Source organism: Ruegeria sp. YTSC003, from assembly GCF_059609785.1.
In genome coordinates this window covers 140,434-158,669 of the sequence record NZ_JBXWMK010000001.1, presented here as the reverse complement: position 1 = coordinate 158,669, position 18,236 = coordinate 140,434, and the positions used below count along the sequence as shown (strand labels likewise).

The window sequence follows — 18,236 nt, the reverse complement described above, 5'->3', positions numbered from 1 at the left end:
TTTGCCTTTGGACCCGCGCGCTGTACAACAAACGCGTTTGACACCTGGGTCGGGGAATTCTCTGTGATTGGAATCGTGTCGGCGTGGCGGGCAGTGGCCGCCATGTTCATATTGAATGGCGCATTGTTCGGCATCTGGGCATCGCGAATTCCAGCGGTTCGGGACAAACTGGACCTGACGCATGAGACGCTGGGATATGGCCTTTTGTTCATGGCGGCGGGCGCTGTGTGTTCTTTTCCGATCACGGGCCGGCTGACCGACAGGTTCGGAGCGGTGGTCCTGACGCGGTACATTGCCGTTTTTTACACGGTTTCCTTGATCCTTCTGGCCCTCGCGGGTGGCTTCTGGTCGCTTGCGGCTTTTTTATTTGTATTCGGGGCTTTCCATGGCTCGATGGATGTAGCGATGAACGCCTGGGCGGCGGAGGTTGAGCAGGCGTACACGAAACCCGTGATGTCATCCTTCCACGCGATGTGGAGCCTTGGGGCAGGGTTGGGCGCCCTCAGCGGATTTGCTGCGGTGCAAGTGGGGCTGACGGTGATCCAACATTTTCTACTGGCAGGCGGGATCGTCGTTGGGCTGGCATTGGCACTGGCTTGGGTGCGGTGGGAATCGCGCCGCGCGGCTGTGTCCGGAGGCAAGGTTTTTGCATTACCTTCAGGCGTATTGATCCTTGTGGGCTTCACCGCTTTGTGCGGAGCTTTGGGGGAAGGTGCTGTGGCGGATTGGAGTGCGATTTTCCTACGGGATGTGACCGACGCCGCCGAAAGCATTGCGGCCCTGGGTTATGCGGTATTCTCCGTGGCCATGGTTGCTTTCCGCTTGGCAGGCGGGTTTGTCATTGCGCGCTTTGGACCGGTCGTGACAGCGCGATTTGGCGGGGCTTGCGCCGCTTTGGGTGTGTTCTGTGTTGTGTCCGCTGCCGAGGCAGGGTTGGCATTGGTAGGTTTTGCGATGATGGGGATCGGGTACGCGGTGATCATGCCGTTGGCGTTCAGCCGGGCGGCAAGTGATCCCAGCGTACCGCCGGGGCAGGCGATCGCCAGCGTCGCCACGCTGGGGTACGGAGGCCTGTTGATTGGCCCACCGCTTATTGGGTTTCTCGCAGAGATGCTTACATTGCGCATAGCATTCACGGCGCTGTTGCCGCTGGCCGTATTCATTGTCCTGTTGGCGGGTTCGTTGCGACCCGCCGAAACAGATTGAAGTCATGGCGGAGCCATAGCAGAGCAGCAGGCCGGAAAACCAACAGTTAGGAGACCAACATGCCGATCAAAAACCGGTTCGCCGAGTTGCAGGGTGAAATCACCGAGTGGCGACGCGATATTCATGAAAACCCGGAAATCCTGTTTGAAACCCACCGCACCAGTGCCCTGGTCACCGACAGGTTGCGGGACTTTGGCTGTGATGAAGTGGTGACAGGTATCGGCCGAACCGGAGTTGTCGGCGTGATCAAGGGCAAGACGGACACAAGCGGCAAGGTGATCGGGCTACGGGCGGATATGGATGCGCTGCCGATCCACGAGGCGACCGGGCTGGACTATGCCTCAAAAACCGATGGCGCGATGCATGCCTGTGGGCATGACGGGCATACGGCCATGCTGTTGGGGGCCGCGAAATACCTGTCCGAGACGCGCAATTTTGACGGCACCGTGGTTGTGATCTTCCAGCCCGCTGAAGAAGGCGGCGGTGGCGGGCGCGAGATGTGCGAAGACGGCATGATGGACCGCTGGGGCATTCAAGAGGTCTACGGCATGCACAATTGGCCCGGCCGCCCGGTGGGCAGTTTCGCCATTCGGCCTGGGGCCTTTTTTGCGGCTACAGATCAGTTCGACATCACTTTCGAAGGCAAAGGCGGGCACGCCGCCAAGCCTCATGAAACGGTCGACACCACTGTGATGGCGGCTCAGGCTGTCTTGGCGCTGCAGACCATTGCATCGCGCAATGCTGACCCGATTGATCGTCTTGTGGTCTCGGTCACGTCGTTTGAGACATCGTCAAACGCGTTCAATGTGATCCCCCAATCGGTGAAGATCAAAGGGACCGTGCGCACGATGAGCAAGGAAATGCGCGACTTGGCTGAAAAGCGCGTTCAGGAAATCTGCGCAGGTATCGCCACCACTTTTGGTGGTCAGGCCGAGGTGACCTATTATCGAGGCTATCCGGTGATGGTGAACAGCGACGAGCAGACCGATTTTGCCGCGGATGTCGCGCGCTCGGTGTCTGGAAACTGTGACGAAGCGCCCTTGATCATGGGCGGTGAGGATTTTGCCTTTATGCTGGAAGAACGGCCCGGAGCGTACATCCTGGTTGGCAACGGCGACACAGCTGCTGTGCATCATCCTGAATACAATTTTAACGACGAAGCTATTCCGGCTGGATGCAGTTGGTGGGCCGGGATCGTGGAACAACGGATGCCCGCGGCCTGATAAAGAGGTGGTGAGCGCGAGGGACCAGCCCCTCGCGCTCACCGGGTTATTTTTGGCTTGAAGGTGGACCCTTACTGCGTCAGGCGAGGTTGAGTGTCTCGCACAAGGTGTTGATCACATCGTCCAACGCGGATTTCTGGAGATTTACGCAGGATTTCGCACCAGCCTGCGCTTTGTCCAGCGCGGTGTCGTCTGACAACAAATTTGCAACGGCATCCGCGAGTTGCGGGGCGGAGTTGACCTCGGCCGCGCCACCGCTTTCGATTAGTGGCGCGAAGGTTTCAGAAAAATTGAAGTACCCCGGACCAGTGATCACAGCGGCACCGGCCTGTGCGGGCTCAAACGGGTTGTGACCGCCGATTTCCTTGAGCGAGCCGCCCAGGAACACAATAGGGCACAATGCGTACCATGTGCCGGTTTCGCCCAGTGTGTCAGCGACGTAAACTTGAGTCTGAGGCGCGATCTTGTTGCCCTTGGTTCGGAAAGCAGCGGACTGTCCGGCGGACTCCAGCAGACTTGCAACCTCTGACCGTCGTTCGGGATGCCGGGGGATCAGCAGGAGCAGCAGATCGGGCCAGCGCTGCAACAGCTTGGCATGCGCGTCCAGAACCGTTTCCTCCTCACCTGCATGGGTCGAACTGGCGATCCAGACCGGGCGGTCGGCGATCTGAGCGCGGATATCGCCCAGCGTTGTCTGATCGACCGGCAGCGGGTCCGACATCGCCTTGAGGTTGGTGCCGGGCTGTACCCGATCGGAGCGTGCGCCCATGTCGACTAGATTTGCTGCCGTCTTGTCATTCTGGGTTAGGAACAGTGTAAAATGGTCCAGAATAAATCGCGCGGTTTGGGGTCGCTTCTTCCACCCATCGACCGAGCGATCCGAAAGGCGCGCGTTGAGCAGCGCCAGCGGAACCTCGCGCCGGGATGCTTCGACAATTAGGCGCGGCCAGATTTCACTTTCGACGAAGACACCGGCGTCCGGGTGCCAGTGATCCAAAAACCGCTTCACCGGTCCGGCTGTGTCCAGTGGTGGGTATTGGTGGCGTGCGCGCGGTGGCATTCGTTTTTCGATCAGCGCGGCCGAAGTTGGGGTTCCGGAGGTAATCAGAAACTCAGCCTTGGGCAGGCGTTCGCCCAGACGCTTGATGAGACTGATGACCGACAGAGTTTCGCCAACGCTGGCGGCGTGGAACCAGATCAGCTGCCCATCCGGGCGGGTTTGCGTGGCGTGGCCAAGGCGTTCCTGCTGGCGCGTTTCCGGAACGCCCGCCGCCCGCAGCTTGTTGCGAACCGTGCGCCATGCCAGCGGGGCGGCAACGGAAGTCAGGCCGCAATACAGCTTGTACAGCAGCGTTGGCTGGTCGGGGTTGTTTGGCACTTTAGCCGCCCGTGTGGCTCATGTGGCGGCTCATCTGGCCGTCGACCGCCTGACGGGAATAGTCGAAATCATGCCCTTTGGGCTTGAGGGTGATCGCGGACCTGATTGCCTCTTCCAATGATTTATCACTGTCGGGATGATCGCGCAGCGGCGCGCGCAGGTCGGCCATATCCTCTTGCCCAAGGCACATGTACAGCTCACCGGTGCAGGTCAGGCGCACGCGGTTGCAGCTTTCGCAGAAGTTATGCGACAGCGGTGTGATAAAGCCGATTTTCTGGCCCGTATCCTCAAGCCGTACATAACGCGCAGGTCCACCGGTACGTTCGGCCAGATCCGTCACGGAATAGTGGTTTTCATATTCCTTGCGCACATCTTCGAGAGACCAGTATTGGTCCAGGCGGTCTTCGTTTCCTATATCACCCATGGGCATGACCTCAATCCAGGTCAGATCCATGTCACGCTCGGCACACCATTCGGTGATCTTTGGCAATTCGGGTTCATTGAACCCTTTCAAGGCGACCGCATTGATCTTTACCCGCAGACCCGCTTTCTGCGCGGCGTCGATCCCGTTCAGCACCTGCTTGAGGCGTCCCCAACGGGTGACCTTGGCAAATTTGTCTTCGTCCAGCGTATCCAGCGATACGTTCACGCGACGAACACCGGCAGCGTAGAGATCATCGGCAAATCTGTGCAGTTGCGAGCCATTGGTGGTCAGCGTCAGCTCTTTCAGGGCGCCGCTGTCTAGATGACGGGTCATCGAATTGAAAAACGTCATGATATTGCGGCGCACCAGTGGCTCGCCGCCAGTAATGCGCAGCTTTTCCACGCCCATGTTCACAAAGGTCGAGCACATGCGGTCAAGTTCTTCCAGTGTCAGCAGGTCTTTCTTTGGCAGAAAGGTCATGTCCTCGGACATGCAATAGACACAGCGGAAATCGCAGCGATCCGTAACGGAAACGCGGAGATAGGTGATGGCACGTGCGAACGGGTCGATAAGCGGAGCTGTCATGCGACATAGGTAAAGCTGCAACCGCCCTCCGACAAGGGCGAACTGCGCTTTGCGCTGGAACAGATGCACGCAGGGGGTTAGGTTTGCGTCATGAGATATGCGCTTTTGGCTTTTTGTGTTCTGGTAGCGGGATGTGACACCGTGCGGTCGACCACCGATCGTGTCTTTGGTGGTGACAAGCCCCCTGAAGAGGCAGAACCCGCCGTTGTAGAAGAGGTGGTCGAGCCGCAGCCTGTCGCGGTAGCCGCCACTGGTTGGGTTGGTCCAAAAACCACGATTGCCGGTCTGGGAGACCCCACAACACCCGGCCGTTGGCTGGAAACGTCTTTAGTGGAGACTGAATTCACCGGGCGCGTGGTTGTACCGCGGACGGGCGCGCAGGCCTATATCACGCTGATTCCGGCATCCGGGCCAACCGGGGGCGGCAGCCGCCTTTCGCTGGATGCGATGCGGGCCCTGCTGCTGCCATTTGATGAACTGGTTGAGCTGGAAGTTTATTCCAACTGACCTTTCAAATACTTGCCGGCCTCTTTTCGCGCAAATGGCTTCATCGCGTCGCCGCGTGTTTTCAAAAAGGCGATGACCCGGTCCGGGTCGTGCTTGGACAATTCGCGCAGCCACCAAGCGACGGCTTTTTGGATGAACCAGTCGCGGTCGGGCACATAGCCTGCAGCCCAGCCCAGAATGCGGTCTCGGCGTTGCAGGTCTTCCGGTTTGGGGTGGTTCTGTTTGGTCCAGGGCAGGGTCGCCACCAGCGCCGCGCGCCTGGTCCACATGTGGTCCGATTTTGTCCAGCTTTCCACCTGATCCAGCCGCGAAGGGTCGGCTGACAGGCGCTTTTGCATCGCCATGCAGGCGTGATCCGCCACGGCCCAGGCATCAAAATCCGGCAACCAGCTTTGCAGCAGGTCCCAAACGGTATCATCCGGTCGGATGCGCGCCTGTGTCAGCAGTTTTGCGGCGGCAAGACGTCCTTCGTGAATATTGGTTTGCCACAGCGCATCTGCGAGTTCGACGCGCGCTGCCAAATCCAACTCCTGTCGCCAGGTTTTGGTCAGATCATTCAGGATCGGGTTTGCCACGCCCAGATGGGGGCGGTCGGCCTTGTGGTAGGCCGCCATTTGTTCGGCGCGCTCGGGATCGGAATGGGCTTTGATCTGGTCCAGATAGGCTTCAATCATCAATAAACTCAGGGTCGGGTGCGCGTGGGTTTGCCATCAATGGTTTGATGGTTCTTTTCAACCCAGTAGGATTGGATCTGCTCGTCGGACTTGCCATCGACCCATTTCTGCATCGTGTCGCGTTCGGACTGATATTCCATGAACGGCACGGCATAGCCGCACGAAGTCTGGACCACATCGATATCCAGATCATAGATCTGACGCGCACTACGGTGATCGGGGAACAGGCCAGCCAATTCATCCCAGCCCTCATCCCCCACATGCAGCGTGCGCGCGGTGCCATACGTTCTCAGGATCATGGGGCGGGTTGTGAACGAACACCACATCAGCGTCATGCGGTTCGCTTCAAGCAGATGACCGGCGGTTTCGTTGCCGCTGCCGGTCAGGTTCATCCAGGCAATCCGGTTCGGGCCAAGAACGCGCAGCGAATCCATGCCCTTGGGCGAGATGTTGACCCGTCCGTTGGGTGCCGCAGTGCCGACGAAGAACATGTGCTGTTCTTCGATGAATTTACGCTGCCCGTCGTCCAGTTCCGGAAATTGCTTGGCCATGTCTCACTCCACTGTAACCGATTTTGCCAGGTTGCGCGGCTGGTCTACATCCGTGCCTTTGGCCACCGCCGTGTGATAGGCCAGCAGTTGCGCCGGGACCGAGTAGAGGATCGGCGCCAGGCTGGGGTGGACATGCGGCATCCGGATGATGCTCCAGACGCCATCTTCAGCCTCGGCAATCCCGTCATCGTCCGAGACCAGAATGACCTTGCCCTTGCGCGCCATCACCTCTTGCATGTTCGACACCGTTTTGTCGAACACGGCGTCGCGCGGGGCCATGACCACCACAGGCATATTCTTGTCGATCAGGGCGATCGGTCCGTGCTTCAGCTCACCCGAAGCATAACCTTCGGCGTGGATATAGCTGATTTCCTTGAGCTTCAGCGCCCCCTCCATCGCCAGCGGATACATCAGGCCGCGACCCAGGAACAGAACGTCGCGGGCTTCGGACAGGCGTTGTGCGGACGTCTTGATGGCCGGATTCTGATCCAGCGCTGCATTCATCACCGTTGGCAGGCCGCGTAGCGCAGCATAGTGGTCGGCCAGCTCGTCGTCGGTCAGCGTACCACGATCCGCAGCCGCCTTGAGCGCCATCATCAGCAGAACGCTCAGTTGACACGTGAACGCCTTGGTCGAAGCCACGCCGATCTCAACGCCTGCATGGATGGGCAGGGCGATATCGCTTTCGCGGGCGATCGAACTTTCGGGGACGTTGACGACCGAGACGATTTTGTCCGCCTTGCCTTCGCAATAGCGCAGTGCCGCCAGAGTGTCGGCAGTTTCACCCGACTGACTGACGAACAGCGCCATCGTGCGCCCCGTGATCGGAGGTTCGCGATAGCGGAACTCGCTGGCGATATCGACCTCGACGGGCATTTGGGCCAATTGCTCGAACCAGTACTTCGCCGTCAGGCAGGCGTAAAATGCGGTACCGCAGGCCACCATGGTCAAACGATCCAGTTTGGTGAAATCCAGATCGGCGCCAGGCAGAACTACCTGATCACCACCACTTGGCAGGTATGACCGGATCGCGTCGGCAATCACGATGGGTTGTTCGGCAATTTCCTTGGCCATGAAGTGTTTATGGCCGTTCTTTTCGGTCTGTGTGTGGTCCAGTTTGATCTGGCGAGTCTCGCGATTAGCCAATTCACCGGCTTCGTTGCGGATTTCCAGAGAGGTTCGGGTCAGAACAGCCCGGTCGCCATCCTCAAGATAGGTGATGCGATCCGTAAGCGGGGCCAGCGCAATGGCGTCTGAGCCCACGTACATCTCACCATCTCCGTGACCGATAGCCAAAGGTGATCCCTTGCGCGCGGCGACGATCAGATCGTCCTGACCGTCGAACAGAAAGGCCAGCGCAAACGCACCAACGAGCTGATCGATGGTCTTGAAGGCGGCCTCAACCGGCGACAGGCCTATCTTCAGGTAATACTCCGTCATCAGGGCGACGGTTTCGGTGTCCGTCTCGGTCGCGAAACCGATGCCATGTTCGGCCAGTTCTGCCCGCAACTCACGATAGTTTTCGACGATACCATTATGAACAACCGCCACAGGGCCGGCCTGATGCGGGTGCGCGTTGGTCACCGACGGTACGCCATGGGTAGCCCAACGGGTATGACCAATACCGGATTTACCGGGCAGCGGGTCGTGCACCAGCAGATCGCTTAGGTTGACCAGCTTGCCGACCGCCCGACGACGTCCAAGCGTACCACCATTGACCGTGGCAATTCCGGCGCTGTCATAGCCACGATATTCAAGACGTTTTAGCGCCTCGACCAAAGTTGGCGCGGCCTCATGCTCACCCAGTACACCTACAATTCCACACATAACTCAGGCTCCCTTGTTGCGGCGAGCCTTCTTCGCCTTCAACATCTCAATCAATTTGCGCGCATAGCCGGGCTTGTTGTCCTGCTTGGCACGTGCCACGGCCAGCGCGTCGGGTTCTACATCCCGCGTGACGACTGTACCTGTTGCGGTCATCGCGCCGTCACCGACAGAAACGGGGGCAACTAGCATAGTGTTGGAGCCGATAAAGACGTTCTCTCCGATGGTCGTCTGGTGCTTCATCACGCCGTCATAGTTACAGGTGATCGTCCCCGCGCCGATATTGGTCGACGCTCCAACAGAGGCGTCGCCGACATAGCTGAGGTGGTTGACCTTAGCGCCTTCAGCGATCTGGGCATTCTTTGTCTCAACGAAATTGCCGATACGGGTGTTTTCGGCCAGTTCTGTACCTGGGCGCAGGCGCGCGTAGGGGCCGACGATGGCGCCGCGGCTAACATGGCAGCCTTCCAGATGTGAGAATGCACGGATCGTCGCGCCGCTTTCGACGGTAACGCCGGGGCCGAAGACGACGTTGGGTTCGATCACCGTGTCTCGACCTACGATCGTGTCAGCGGACAGATAAACCGTTTCGGGGGCCATCAGCGTCACGCCCAAAGCCAACAACTCATTGCGCGCACGGGTCTGAAACTCGGCATCGGCCGCAGCCAGATCAGCACGAGAGTCCACGCCCAGCGTTTCAGCCTCATCGCATTTGATGGCAGTTGCCGACAGACCGCGCGCATTTGCCAGTGCCACGATTTCGGTCAGGTAGTATTCACCCGAGGCGTTATCGTTGCCGACCGCGTCAATCAATTCGAACAGTACTTTTGCGTTGCAGGCCAGTAATCCACTGTTGGTAAAGCGTATGGTGCGCTGTTCTTCGGTTGCGTCTTTGTACTCGACGATTTCGACCAGTTTTTCGCCATCCATGATTAATCGGCCATAGCGGGGCTGAACTTCGGCAATATCAAAGCCCAGCATGACCAGATCAAAGGATGCGCGCGCCTCAATCATACGCTCCAGTGTTCTGGGGTCGATAAAGGGCGTGTCGCCGTAAAGGATGATCACATCGCCATCGAAATCGGCCAGTGCATCCCGCGCCTGCGCAACTGCATGCGCTGTTCCAAGCTGTTCTTTCTGAACGACAATCTGCGCGGCTTCATCCTCGGAAGTGGCGGTCCTAGCAACCTCCTCAGAGCCGTGACCAGTGACAATAACGGTTCGTTCGGGTGACAGCACCGCACCGGCGCGCATCGCGTGCACCAACATCGGCGTTTGGGCAATCGGGTGCAAAACTTTCGGGGTATCCGAATTCATCCTGGTGCCTTTTCCGGCGGCAAGGATAACAAGGGCGATGGTCATAAAAACGATTTCTCTTTGTGTTTTGTTGCGGCCCGTTTTATCCGCTGAGTTCAAAGTCGCAAGCGGTTCGGGCATCAAACAAGATTGCCGTTTGCAACACTTATGGCGAAGTCTCGCCGAATTAGGGGGCAAAATGCGTACGGTTATCTTCGATCTGGACGGGACCTTGGCCGATACATCGGGCGATTTGCTGGCCGCCGCCAACCACTGTTTTCGGCATATGGGGCATGGGGATGTGTTGGTTCACGGCGAAGATGCGGGCGTTGCGCTGCGCGGTGGCCGAATGATGCTGACCCATGGGTTGAAACGGGTGGGCGCTTATGACGATGCAACGGTTCAAGACTACTACCCGATGCTGCTTGAAGCGTATTCCGACGATATCGACACGCATACCCATTTCTACCCTGGCGCGCTGGACGCAGTGGAAAAGTTGAAGTCCGCAGGTTACGGGGTTGGCATCTGTACCAATAAGCCTGAAGCCTTGGCCCATCAGTTGCTCACGCAGATGGGAGTGCGTGACCTGTTTGCCTCTTTAGTTGGTGCAGACACGCTGTCGGTGCGCAAGCCTGATCCGGAGCCGTTGCGCGAAGCTGCACGCCGGGCGGGTGGTCATCCTGATTTATGTGTTCTGATAGGCGATTCCGACACTGACCGAAACACGGCCCGTGCCGCGGGTGTGCCGTCGGTATTGGTTACCTTCGGCCCGTCCGGCGATGATATGGCCGCGCTGGAACCCGAAGCTCTGCTGCACCATTTCCATGATTTGCCAGAATTGGTTGCAGAGTTGATTGGCTTGGCCGCGTAATCCCTTGACCCGAACGTTTTGCAGGACCAGAACACTCTTATGACCGAGATATTCACTGGCAGTTTCACCCAGCAGGAACCCATCCCAGAAGAGGCGGTTGAGGCCGCTCTGGCCGTACTGCGCCACGGGCGTCTGCATCGTTATAACGTCGTACCTGGCGAATTGGGCGAAACCGCCTTGCTGGAACAGGAATTTGCCGGCCAGACAGGTGCCAAATACTGTCTGGCCGTGTCCTCGGGCGGCTATGCGATGGCAACGGCGCTGCGGGCCGTGGGGGTCAAACCGGGGGACCCGGTGCTGACGAACACGTTCACTCTGGCACCTGTGCCCGGATCTATTGCTTCGGTCAGTGCGCGCCCGGTTTTTGTGGGCGTGACCGAAGACCTTACGATTGATCTGGACGATCTCGAAACCAAACTGGATCAGGCCCGCGTTTTGATGCTGAGCCATATGCGTGGCCATCTGTGTGACATGGATCGGCTGATGCAGATGTGCGATGCCGCAGGTGTCACGGTGATCGAGGATTGCGCCCACACAATGGGCGCTGCATGGCGTGGGCAGGTTTCGGGCCGGCAAGGCGCGATTGGCTGCTATTCCTGCCAGACTTACAAACACGTCAACTCGGGCGAGGGCGGATTGCTGGTCACCGATGACGAGGAGCTGGCGGCGAAGGCGACGATGTTATCAGGGTCATATATGCTCTACGAACGGCACTTGGCGGCACCAGACCCCGAGGTGTTCGAGCGGATCAAATATCACACCCCGAATGTCTCGGGTCGGATGGACAATCTGCGGGCCGCAATCCTTCGCCCGCAATTGCGCGATCTGGATCGGCAGATCGAACGCTGGAACGAGCGCTATTTTGAAATCGAAAAAGGCCTGCGCGATACGCCGGGTCTGAGCGTTGTTGACCGGCCAGAGGCCGAGACGTTTGTCGGTTCCTCGATCCAGTTCCTGCTGCTCGATTGGTCGGCAGAGCGGGTAAACGAGGTTATCCAGCGATGCGCGGCACGCGGGGTCGAACTTAAGTGGTTCGGCGGGGCTGAGCCGAGCGGTTTTACGTCGCGCTATGACAGCTGGCGATATGCCGACAGCGCGCCTATGCCCAAAAGTGATCGAATCCTCGCCGGGATCGTCGACATGCGTGTTCCGCTGACCTTTTCGCTTGAGGATTGTGTGCTGATCGCACGGATTATTCGGTCCGAAGTCAGCGCTGTCTTTCAGTCGTAATCCAATCGAGTGCGCGCGACGCGCACGCTTTATTTGTATGAAACCGCCGCCCCGATCAGGGCGGCGGTTTGTTTTTGGGACGCCGTCGTTGACCCAATTCAGATTCGCTGCTATTTATTGAACAACTGTTCATTAATGCGAAAGAGGAGATCGCTTATGTTCACGGCGGCCATGCAATTTGATCTGGGCGAGGACGTGAATGCCCTGCGCGAAATGGTGCACCGTTGGGCGCAGGAGCGGGTCAAGCCGATGGCGGCTGACATCGATGCCGCGAACGCATTTCCAAACGAGCTTTGGAAAGAGATGGGCGATCTGGGTTTGCTCGGCATCACTGTGTCCGAGGAATACGGTGGGGCAGGGATGTCCTATCTGGCCCACACCGTTGCGGTGGAAGAGGTTGCGCGTGCGTCAGCCTCGGTCTCTCTGTCTTACGGCGCGCATTCGAACCTGTGCGTCAATCAGATCAAGCTGAACGGTAGTGACGAGCAAAAGGCGAAATACCTGCCGCGCCTGATCTCGGGCGAACATGTTGGTGCGTTGGCCATGTCCGAGGCTTCCGCCGGATCCGACGTTGTGTCGATGAAGTTGCGTGCTGAAAAACGCAATGATCACTACCGGTTGAACGGCAACAAATACTGGATCACCAACGGGCCGGACGCGGATACGCTGGTCGTATATGCCAAGACCAACCCGGAGGCCGGATCGAAGGGCATCACCGCGTTTCTGATTGAAAAAGAGATGAAGGGCTTCTCGACCTCGCCTCATTTCGACAAGCTGGGGATGCGCGGGTCGAACACGGCCGAGCTGATCTTTGAAGATGTCGAGGTGCCGTTCGAAAACGTTTTGGGCGAAGAGGGCAAAGGCGTTGCGGTTTTGATGTCCGGGCTGGACTACGAACGTGTGGTTCTGGCCGGGATCGGGACCGGCATCATGGCGGCCTGTCTGGATGAGATCATGCCCTACTTGGCCGAGCGTAAGCAGTTCGGCAAACCGATCGGCAGCTTTCAACTGATGCAGGGCAAGATCGCCGATATGTACACCGCGATGAACTCGGCGCGGGCCTATGTCTATGAGGTTGCCAAGGCTTGTGACCGGGGGGATGTAACCCGTCAGGATGCGGCGGCGTGCTGTCTTTATGCTTCAGAACAGGGCATGTCGCAGGCGCACCAGGCCGTTCAGGCGATGGGCGGGGCGGGCTTTCTGTCCGACTCGGCGGTCAGCCGAATCTTCCGCGACGCAAAGCTGATGGAGATTGGCGCGGGCACCAGCGAAATCCGCCGGATGTTGATCGGGCGTGAACTGATGAACGAGATGCGCTGAGAGAAGAAAACGCTTCGCAGACGAGGGAACTGCGAAGCGCTTTCCTTGTAAGGATCAGAACTTATGAACGTAGGATACACCGACAAGGAAGGGATCGATATCGGCTTTGCCGATCTTGGTTCCGTTCAGTTTGACGTCAGTATCGATATCAAACCAACGTACGTTCAGACGGACAGCACCATTGTCCGAGACCATGTAGTCCAGACCGGCCTGCAGCGAGACACCGAAAGAGTCATCAACCTTCAGATCGCCCAGTGCGGATTTCTCGTCGAAGAAGATGGTGTAGTTCAGACCGGCGCCGACATAGGGCTTCCATGCGCTGTTGGTCGGGAAGTGATAGTTCAGCGACAAGGTGGGCGGCAGGTGCTTGACGGTTCCGGCCTCGGCGCTTCCGCCCAAGGTCACAGTGTGCTTGAACGGTGTCGCGGCCAGCAGTTCGATGCCCAGATTGTCACGGATGAAATACTCGGCGGTGAAGATCGGGCGGGTGTCCGAGTCGATCTCGGCCTTTTGTCCGGCCAACGTGCCATTGTCGGATTTGGGGTTGAGGTAACCGACACCGACACCGACGGTCCAATCCCCCTGCGATTGGGCAAAGGCGGGGGCGGCAAGCGCCACCAGCGCGGTGGAAAGTGTCAAAGCGGCGAGTTTGTTGGTCATGGTCTTGCCTTTGGTTCAGTTGATGAGATCGAATTGACAGCCGCGCGGTCCGCGCACTCTGATCTGCATCAAGTTTGTGTGACGGGGTCATCGGAGGCTTCTCCGGTAAGGCCCTTGAAAATAAGGGAATTGCAGCGTGCCAGAAGCTAATCGCATACCGGGTTTGCGTTCAGCGGGGGGCTGGGACGTGCCATCTCGTTTGAACATGGCGCGCCAGTGTCTTGATCACGCACCGGATCAGGTTGCAGTGATCGACTTGACCGGAATCGAAGAGCGGCGCGTCACCTACGGGCAGCTTGCTGAAATGACAGACGGCATCGCGCGCGCACTGTCGAAGAAAGTGCAGCCGGGGGATCGCGTGGGCGTGCTGCTCAGCCAGTCACCGTGGTGTGCGGCGGCGCATCTGGCGATCTGGAAGATCGGCGCCATCTCGGTTCCCTTGTTCAAACTGTTCAAGCAGGATGCTTTGCGATCCCGAGTGGGTGATGCCGGGGCGCAGGTTGTGCTGACCGACCCGGACGGCGCGACGCTGGTAGGCAACTTGGCAGAACCGCTCATGGCGGACCAGATTGGTGAAGACGGGGGCGTTGTGCCTTTTGCCGACACCGGGCCAGAGGATCCGGCGGTGTTGATCTACACGTCCGGGACCACGGGCAGCCCGAAAGGCGCGTTGCATGGCCACCGGGTGCTGACCGGCCACCTGCCGGGGGTTTCGATTAGCCATAACAACCTGCAAGAGGGCGACTGCCTCTGGACACCGGCCGATTGGGCCTGGATCGGTGGGTTGTTCGATGTGCTGATGCCTGGTCTTGCGCTGGGCGTTCCGGTTGTGGCGGCCCGGCTGGACAAGTTCACCCCCGAAGCCTGCACCAATGTGATCGCGCGCGGCAGTGTGCGGAACGTGTTCTTTCCCCCAACGGCCCTTCGGATGCTCAAGGCCTCAGATCAGGCGATTTCCGGGCTACGCTCTGTAGCGTCGGGAGGGGAGCCGCTGGGGGCCGAGATGTTAGCCTGGGGGCAACAGGCGTTTGGTCTGACGATCAACGAATTCTACGGGCAGACCGAATGCAACATGGTTGTCTCTTCCTGCTCAGATGACTTCCCGGTGCGGCCCGGCTGCATAGGCAAACCGGTCCCGGGCCACGAAATTGCGGTGATCGACGAGGACGGTAACCGGACCGCTGATGAGGGTGACGTGGCCATCCGGCGAGGCTCGGCCTCAATGCTTTTGGAATATTGGAACCGACCCGAGGCAACGGCTGAGAAGTTTCGTGGCGACTGGCTGATCACCGGCGACCGTGGCGTTTGGGAGGGTGAGTACCTGCGTTTCGTAGGGCGCGACGATGATGTCATCACCTCGTCCGGTTATCGTATCGGCCCGGCAGAGATCGAGGATTGCCTGCTGACCCACCCGGCGGTGGCGACGGTCGGTGTGGTCGGAAAACCTGACAAGCTGCGGACCGAGATCGTCAAGGCATATGTGGTGTTGAAACCGAATGCTGAGGCTGAGGAACGAGAGTTGCAAGACTGGGTTAAATCTCGCCTTGCGCATTATTCTTACCCTCGTGAAGTGGCTTTTGTGCAAGAGTTGCCTTTGACCGTGACCGGAAAAGTAATCCGAAAGGAATTGAAACGTCGCGCGTCTGAGGAGGAATGTCATGCCGGATAAATCCAGCGTCAGAACGGGAATTGAATTTAGCGCCACCGCAATTGCGGTCATTGGCGCTGTATGGGCAGGCAAGGCGTATTTCGAAAACTGGATGCAGGACACGATCGATAACGCGGTCGAAAACAAGGTTGTCATACTTGAGCAACTGCAACTGGCTGACCTTCTGGTTTATTATGGCTATCCGGACGAGGCCATCTCAGAACTCAAGCTGATCAGCGATAGAATTTCCGGTCTTGAAGGCGGCAACAAACGCAAAATTGCATTTTATGACAACTATTTGGACGCGGTTGCGCAGTCAGATAACACCTTGAAATACGAACCGGAAATCCGGTTGCTTAAAGATGTATTCAGTACCGAAATGCAGACCGACGGTTGGCATGATGAATACCTCGCATACGTCTCGATGTTCCTGCCGGAGGCCCGCGGAGACGATGCATTCTTTGATGCCCAGGTCATCGGGCGGCTTAACCTCGCGGTGCATCAGTACGAAGTCGAGAGCGACTTTGAGGGGCTGGAAAGTGCGTTCCATACTCTTGCGCTTGCCTATTTGTGTCGCGGTGACCAGGCAAGTGCGCAAGCCTCTATTGAACGTGCTGCTGAGATGCTGCCGTTCGACTATTACCTGATTTACCCGCTGATGGGCGTTGACACGATTTCTGAGGATCCAGAGATCGAAAAGCTGAACGCTGTCTGCCCTCAAAACGTATCCCGAGGCTATGGCGAGCTTTTGCAGGAACTTGGCTCGGGTGAGAATCCATTTCGCGACTTGATAAGAGAGTACTCTGAATGAAGCTGCAATCTGCTGCTCTGCCTTCGTCTCAAGGTTTTCAACAAAACCGCGCGGCTCATCTCGACGCGTTGGCGCAAATCGCCGACGCCGCCGACGTCGCACGCATGGGCGGAGGCGAGAAATCCCGCGCACGGCATGAATCGCGGGGCAAGATGCTGCCGCGGCGTAGGGTGGCGAACTTGCTGGACCCGGGGTCGCCGTTCCTTGAGATCGGCGCGACGGCGGCGCACGGGATGTATGGCGACGCTGCGCCCTGTGCCGGGGTCATTGCAGGGATTGGCCGGGTGCAGGGGCAAGAGGTCATGGTGGTGTGCAACGATGCCACCGTGAAGGGCGGCACCTATTATCCGATGTCAGTCAAAAAGCACCTGCGCGCGCAAGAGATTGCTGAAGAAAACCAACTGCCGTGCATTTATCTGGTCGACAGTGGCGGCGCGAACCTGCCCAATCAGGATGAGGTGTTCCCCGATCGCGATCACTTTGGCCGCATCTTCTATAATCAGGCGCGGATGAGCGCGAAGGGCATCCCGCAAATCGCTGTGGTGATGGGGTCGTGTACGGCAGGTGGAGCTTATGTGCCCGCGATGTCGGATGTAACGATAATTGTCCGGGAACAGGGCACCATCTTTTTGGCCGGACCACCTTTGGTTAAGGCCGCGACGGGTGAGGTGGTCAGCGCCGAAGATCTGGGGGGCGGAGATGTCCATACGCGCCTGTCCGGGGTGGCTGATTATCTGGCCGAGGATGACGCCCACGCGCTGGCTTTGGCGCGGCGGGCTGTCGGATCGCTGAACCGGCGCAAGCCACAGACGGTGGATTGGGCCAACCCCGAGGATCCGGCCTATGACCCCGAAGAAATTCTGGGCGTCGTCCCCGCCGATCTGCGCACGCCCTATGACATTCGCGAGGTGATCGCGCGGTTGGTCGATGGCTCGCGCTTTGACGAATTCAAGCCGCGCTTTGGTGAAACGCTGGTGACCGGTTTCGCTCATGTCAAAGGCTGCCCGGTCGGGATCATCGCCAATAACGGCGTGCTGTTTTCCGAGGCCGCACAGAAGGGCGCGCATTTTGTCGAGCTGTGTTCGCAGCGCAAAATCCCGTTGGTATTCCTACAGAACATCACCGGATTCATGGTGGGTCGCAAATACGAAAACGAAGGTATTGCGCGGCACGGGGCCAAGATGGTGACTGCGGTCGCGACGACCAATGTGCCCAAAATTACGATGCTCGTGGGTGGCTCGTTCGGAGCAGGGAATTACGGCATGTCAGGCCGCGCCTACCAACCGCGGTTCCTGTGGACATGGCCAAACTCGCGCATTTCCGTGATGGGTGGAGAGCAGGCGGCAGGTGTTCTGGCCACTGTAAAACGCGACGGGATTGAACGTCAGGGCGGAACTTGGTCGGCGGAAGAAGAGGCCGAATTCAAGCGCCCCACGCTGGAGATGTTCGAAGAACAATCCCACCCGCTCTATGCCTCGGCTCGACTGTGGGACGACGGAATTATCGACCCGCGCAAAAGCCGGGACGTGCTGGCCTTGTCGTTGAACGCGGCACTGAATGCGCCGATTGAGGAGACACGCTTTGGCGTGTTCAGGATGTAAGATGAGCACCGACCTGGAAATAATAAAAGCGCGTTACCCCGATGCACAGACGTTCAAATTCGGCGACAGTGCAATCCTGAGTGCCGAGCTTTTAGCGCTGGTTCGGGCAGGGCAAAAAACGGCAACCTGCGGCGCTCTGCGCGATTATCCCGAAGGCAGCCTTGATACCCCGGTTGTTGGGCGGCGCGACATTGCTCTTGAATGGGATGATCGCCCAGCGTTGGTGATTGAGACGATCGAGGTTTCGATCTGCCGCTATTGCGACATGACCGAAGACTTCGCCTTGGCCGAAGGTGAAAACGAAACGTTAGACGGGTGGCGCGAGGATCACCGGCGTTACTTTGAGCGTAACGGCGGGTTTGATCCCGAGATGGAATTGCTTTGCGAACGGTTCCGCCTGATCGAAGACCTGGTGGATAAGGGCTAA

17 protein-coding genes are annotated in these 18,236 nt (G+C 58.5%); 10 read left to right on the top strand and 7 right to left on the bottom strand.

Translation table 11 applies throughout. The features are described from left to right. The first annotated feature begins 102 nt into the window (after positions 1-102). Both AC2FFH_RS00810 and AC2FFH_RS00805 read left to right on the top strand, forming a co-directional pair. Positions 103-1,206 carry an MFS transporter gene (locus tag AC2FFH_RS00810; RefSeq protein WP_496843532.1) on the top strand — a complete coding sequence of 368 codons (1,104 nt, stop codon included), beginning with the start codon at positions 103-105 and terminating at the stop codon, positions 1,204-1,206. Positions 1,207-1,265: 59 nt separating this feature from the next. After that, positions 1,266-2,429 (top strand): M20 aminoacylase family protein, encoded by a 1,164-nt coding sequence (locus AC2FFH_RS00805; RefSeq protein WP_496768011.1) that lies wholly within the window; start codon positions 1,266-1,268, stop codon positions 2,427-2,429. 79 nt (positions 2,430-2,508) lie between these two features. Here the strand turns inward: AC2FFH_RS00805 and AC2FFH_RS00800 are convergent, their stop codons facing one another. Then, positions 2,509-3,807, bottom strand: a complete 1,299-nt coding sequence (locus AC2FFH_RS00800) for a 3-deoxy-D-manno-octulosonic acid transferase (RefSeq protein WP_496768013.1) — start codon at positions 3,805-3,807, stop codon at positions 2,509-2,511. Between the two features lies 1 nt (position 3,808). Beyond that, positions 3,809-4,816 (bottom strand): GTP 3',8-cyclase MoaA, encoded by a 1,008-nt coding sequence (moaA, locus tag AC2FFH_RS00795; RefSeq protein ID WP_109310462.1) that lies wholly within the window; start codon positions 4,814-4,816, stop codon positions 3,809-3,811. A gap of 90 nt (positions 4,817-4,906) precedes the next feature. On the opposite strand from moaA, the gene AC2FFH_RS00790 reads away from it, so the two are divergent. Next, positions 4,907-5,323, top strand: coding sequence for a hypothetical protein (locus AC2FFH_RS00790; RefSeq protein WP_496738010.1), 417 nt, complete (start codon positions 4,907-4,909; stop codon positions 5,321-5,323). Here the strand turns inward: AC2FFH_RS00790 and AC2FFH_RS00785 are convergent. Genes AC2FFH_RS00785 through glmU form a run of 4 tightly spaced genes read right to left on the bottom strand, consistent with a single transcriptional unit; the run spans position 5,311 to position 9,734 of the window. Further along, the gene (locus AC2FFH_RS00785) at positions 5,311-5,997 is read right to left on the bottom strand and encodes a DNA alkylation repair protein (RefSeq protein ID WP_496768015.1); all 687 of its coding nucleotides are present in this window, start codon (positions 5,995-5,997) and stop codon (positions 5,311-5,313) included. The genes AC2FFH_RS00790 and AC2FFH_RS00785 overlap by 13 nt on opposite strands. An 8-nt stretch (positions 5,998-6,005) precedes the next feature. Next, the gene (locus AC2FFH_RS00780; protein ID WP_496724457.1) at positions 6,006-6,548 is read right to left on the bottom strand and encodes a pyridoxamine 5'-phosphate oxidase family protein; all 543 of its coding nucleotides are present in this window, start codon (positions 6,546-6,548) and stop codon (positions 6,006-6,008) included. A 3-nt stretch (positions 6,549-6,551) separates the two neighbouring features. Then, complete coding sequence (gene glmS / locus AC2FFH_RS00775; RefSeq protein ID WP_496843531.1) at positions 6,552-8,375, bottom strand: glutamine--fructose-6-phosphate transaminase (isomerizing); 1,824 nt, start codon at positions 8,373-8,375, stop codon at positions 6,552-6,554. A 3-nt stretch (positions 8,376-8,378) separates the two neighbouring features. After that, on the bottom strand, positions 8,379-9,734 hold the full coding sequence (gene glmU / locus AC2FFH_RS00770) for a bifunctional UDP-N-acetylglucosamine diphosphorylase/glucosamine-1-phosphate N-acetyltransferase GlmU (RefSeq protein WP_496768018.1): 1,356 nt from the start codon (positions 9,732-9,734) through the stop codon (positions 8,379-8,381). Positions 9,735-9,867: 133 nt separating this feature from the next. Here glmU and AC2FFH_RS00765 point away from each other — a divergent pair, with 133 nt between their 5' ends. The 3 genes from AC2FFH_RS00765 to AC2FFH_RS00755 all read left to right on the top strand — a co-directional run bounded on the left by AC2FFH_RS00765 (position 9,868) and on the right by AC2FFH_RS00755 (position 13,089). Continuing rightward, on the top strand, positions 9,868-10,539 hold the full coding sequence (locus AC2FFH_RS00765; protein WP_109310446.1) for an HAD-IA family hydrolase: 672 nt from the start codon (positions 9,868-9,870) through the stop codon (positions 10,537-10,539). Positions 10,540-10,578: 39 nt separating this feature from the next. Further along, positions 10,579-11,769 carry a DegT/DnrJ/EryC1/StrS family aminotransferase gene (locus AC2FFH_RS00760; RefSeq protein ID WP_496768020.1) on the top strand — a complete coding sequence of 397 codons (1,191 nt, stop codon included), beginning with the start codon at positions 10,579-10,581 and terminating at the stop codon, positions 11,767-11,769. Between the two features lie 156 nt (positions 11,770-11,925). After that, positions 11,926-13,089 (top strand): isovaleryl-CoA dehydrogenase, encoded by a 1,164-nt coding sequence (locus AC2FFH_RS00755; protein ID WP_496768021.1) that lies wholly within the window; start codon positions 11,926-11,928, stop codon positions 13,087-13,089. 54 nt (positions 13,090-13,143) lie between these two features. Here AC2FFH_RS00755 and AC2FFH_RS00750 read toward each other — a convergent pair whose 3' ends face one another. Then, a complete protein-coding gene (locus tag AC2FFH_RS00750) occupies positions 13,144-13,749 on the bottom strand; it encodes an OmpW/AlkL family protein (protein ID WP_496768024.1) in 606 nt (201 codons plus the stop codon). Positions 13,750-13,954: 205 nt separating this feature from the next. Between AC2FFH_RS00750 and AC2FFH_RS00745 the strand changes: the two genes are divergently transcribed. The 4 genes from AC2FFH_RS00745 to AC2FFH_RS00730 are packed head-to-tail and all read left to right on the top strand — an operon-like array spanning position 13,955 to position 18,236. After that, positions 13,955-15,418: an AMP-binding protein gene (locus AC2FFH_RS00745; protein WP_496778170.1), complete on the top strand. Its 1,464-nt coding sequence runs from the start codon at positions 13,955-13,957 to the stop codon at positions 15,416-15,418. Further along, on the top strand, positions 15,408-16,208 hold the full coding sequence (locus tag AC2FFH_RS00740) for a hypothetical protein (RefSeq protein ID WP_496768025.1): 801 nt from the start codon (positions 15,408-15,410) through the stop codon (positions 16,206-16,208). The genes AC2FFH_RS00745 and AC2FFH_RS00740 overlap by 11 nt, the downstream gene beginning before the upstream one ends. Continuing rightward, entirely contained in the window at positions 16,205-17,809 is a 1,605-nt protein-coding gene (locus tag AC2FFH_RS00735; RefSeq protein WP_496738001.1) for a carboxyl transferase domain-containing protein, read from the top strand. The genes AC2FFH_RS00740 and AC2FFH_RS00735 overlap by 4 nt, the downstream gene beginning before the upstream one ends. A gap of 1 nt (position 17,810) precedes the next feature. Continuing rightward, a complete protein-coding gene (locus AC2FFH_RS00730) occupies positions 17,811-18,236 on the top strand; it encodes an ASCH domain-containing protein (RefSeq protein WP_496768027.1) in 426 nt (141 codons plus the stop codon).

Bases quoted from the DNA above. Each gene is read 5' to 3' on its own strand.
- glmU (WP_496768018.1), bottom strand. From the start codon at position 9,734: ATGACCATCGCCCTTGTTATCCTTGCCGCCGGAAAAGGCACCAGGATG.
- AC2FFH_RS00730 (WP_496768027.1), top strand. From the start codon at position 17,811: ATGAGCACCGACCTGGAAATAATAAAAGCGCGTTACCCCGATGCACAG.
- glmS (WP_496843531.1), bottom strand. From the start codon at position 8,375: ATGTGTGGAATTGTAGGTGTACTGGGTGAGCATGAGGCCGCGCCAACT.
- AC2FFH_RS00805 (WP_496768011.1), top strand. From the start codon at position 1,266: ATGCCGATCAAAAACCGGTTCGCCGAGTTGCAGGGTGAAATCACCGAG.
- AC2FFH_RS00785 (WP_496768015.1), bottom strand. From the start codon at position 5,997: ATGATTGAAGCCTATCTGGACCAGATCAAAGCCCATTCCGATCCCGAG.
- moaA (WP_109310462.1), bottom strand. From the start codon at position 4,816: ATGACAGCTCCGCTTATCGACCCGTTCGCACGTGCCATCACCTATCTC.
- AC2FFH_RS00810 (WP_496843532.1), top strand. From the start codon at position 103: ATGTTCATATTGAATGGCGCATTGTTCGGCATCTGGGCATCGCGAATT.
- AC2FFH_RS00790 (WP_496738010.1), top strand. From the start codon at position 4,907: ATGAGATATGCGCTTTTGGCTTTTTGTGTTCTGGTAGCGGGATGTGAC.
- AC2FFH_RS00750 (WP_496768024.1), bottom strand. From the start codon at position 13,749: ATGACCAACAAACTCGCCGCTTTGACACTTTCCACCGCGCTGGTGGCG.
- AC2FFH_RS00755 (WP_496768021.1), top strand. From the start codon at position 11,926: ATGTTCACGGCGGCCATGCAATTTGATCTGGGCGAGGACGTGAATGCC.
- AC2FFH_RS00760 (WP_496768020.1), top strand. From the start codon at position 10,579: ATGACCGAGATATTCACTGGCAGTTTCACCCAGCAGGAACCCATCCCA.
- AC2FFH_RS00740 (WP_496768025.1), top strand. From the start codon at position 15,408: ATGCCGGATAAATCCAGCGTCAGAACGGGAATTGAATTTAGCGCCACC.
- AC2FFH_RS00780 (WP_496724457.1), bottom strand. From the start codon at position 6,548: ATGGCCAAGCAATTTCCGGAACTGGACGACGGGCAGCGTAAATTCATC.
- AC2FFH_RS00745 (WP_496778170.1), top strand. From the start codon at position 13,955: ATGGCGCGCCAGTGTCTTGATCACGCACCGGATCAGGTTGCAGTGATC.
- AC2FFH_RS00765 (WP_109310446.1), top strand. From the start codon at position 9,868: ATGCGTACGGTTATCTTCGATCTGGACGGGACCTTGGCCGATACATCG.
- AC2FFH_RS00735 (WP_496738001.1), top strand. From the start codon at position 16,205: ATGAAGCTGCAATCTGCTGCTCTGCCTTCGTCTCAAGGTTTTCAACAA.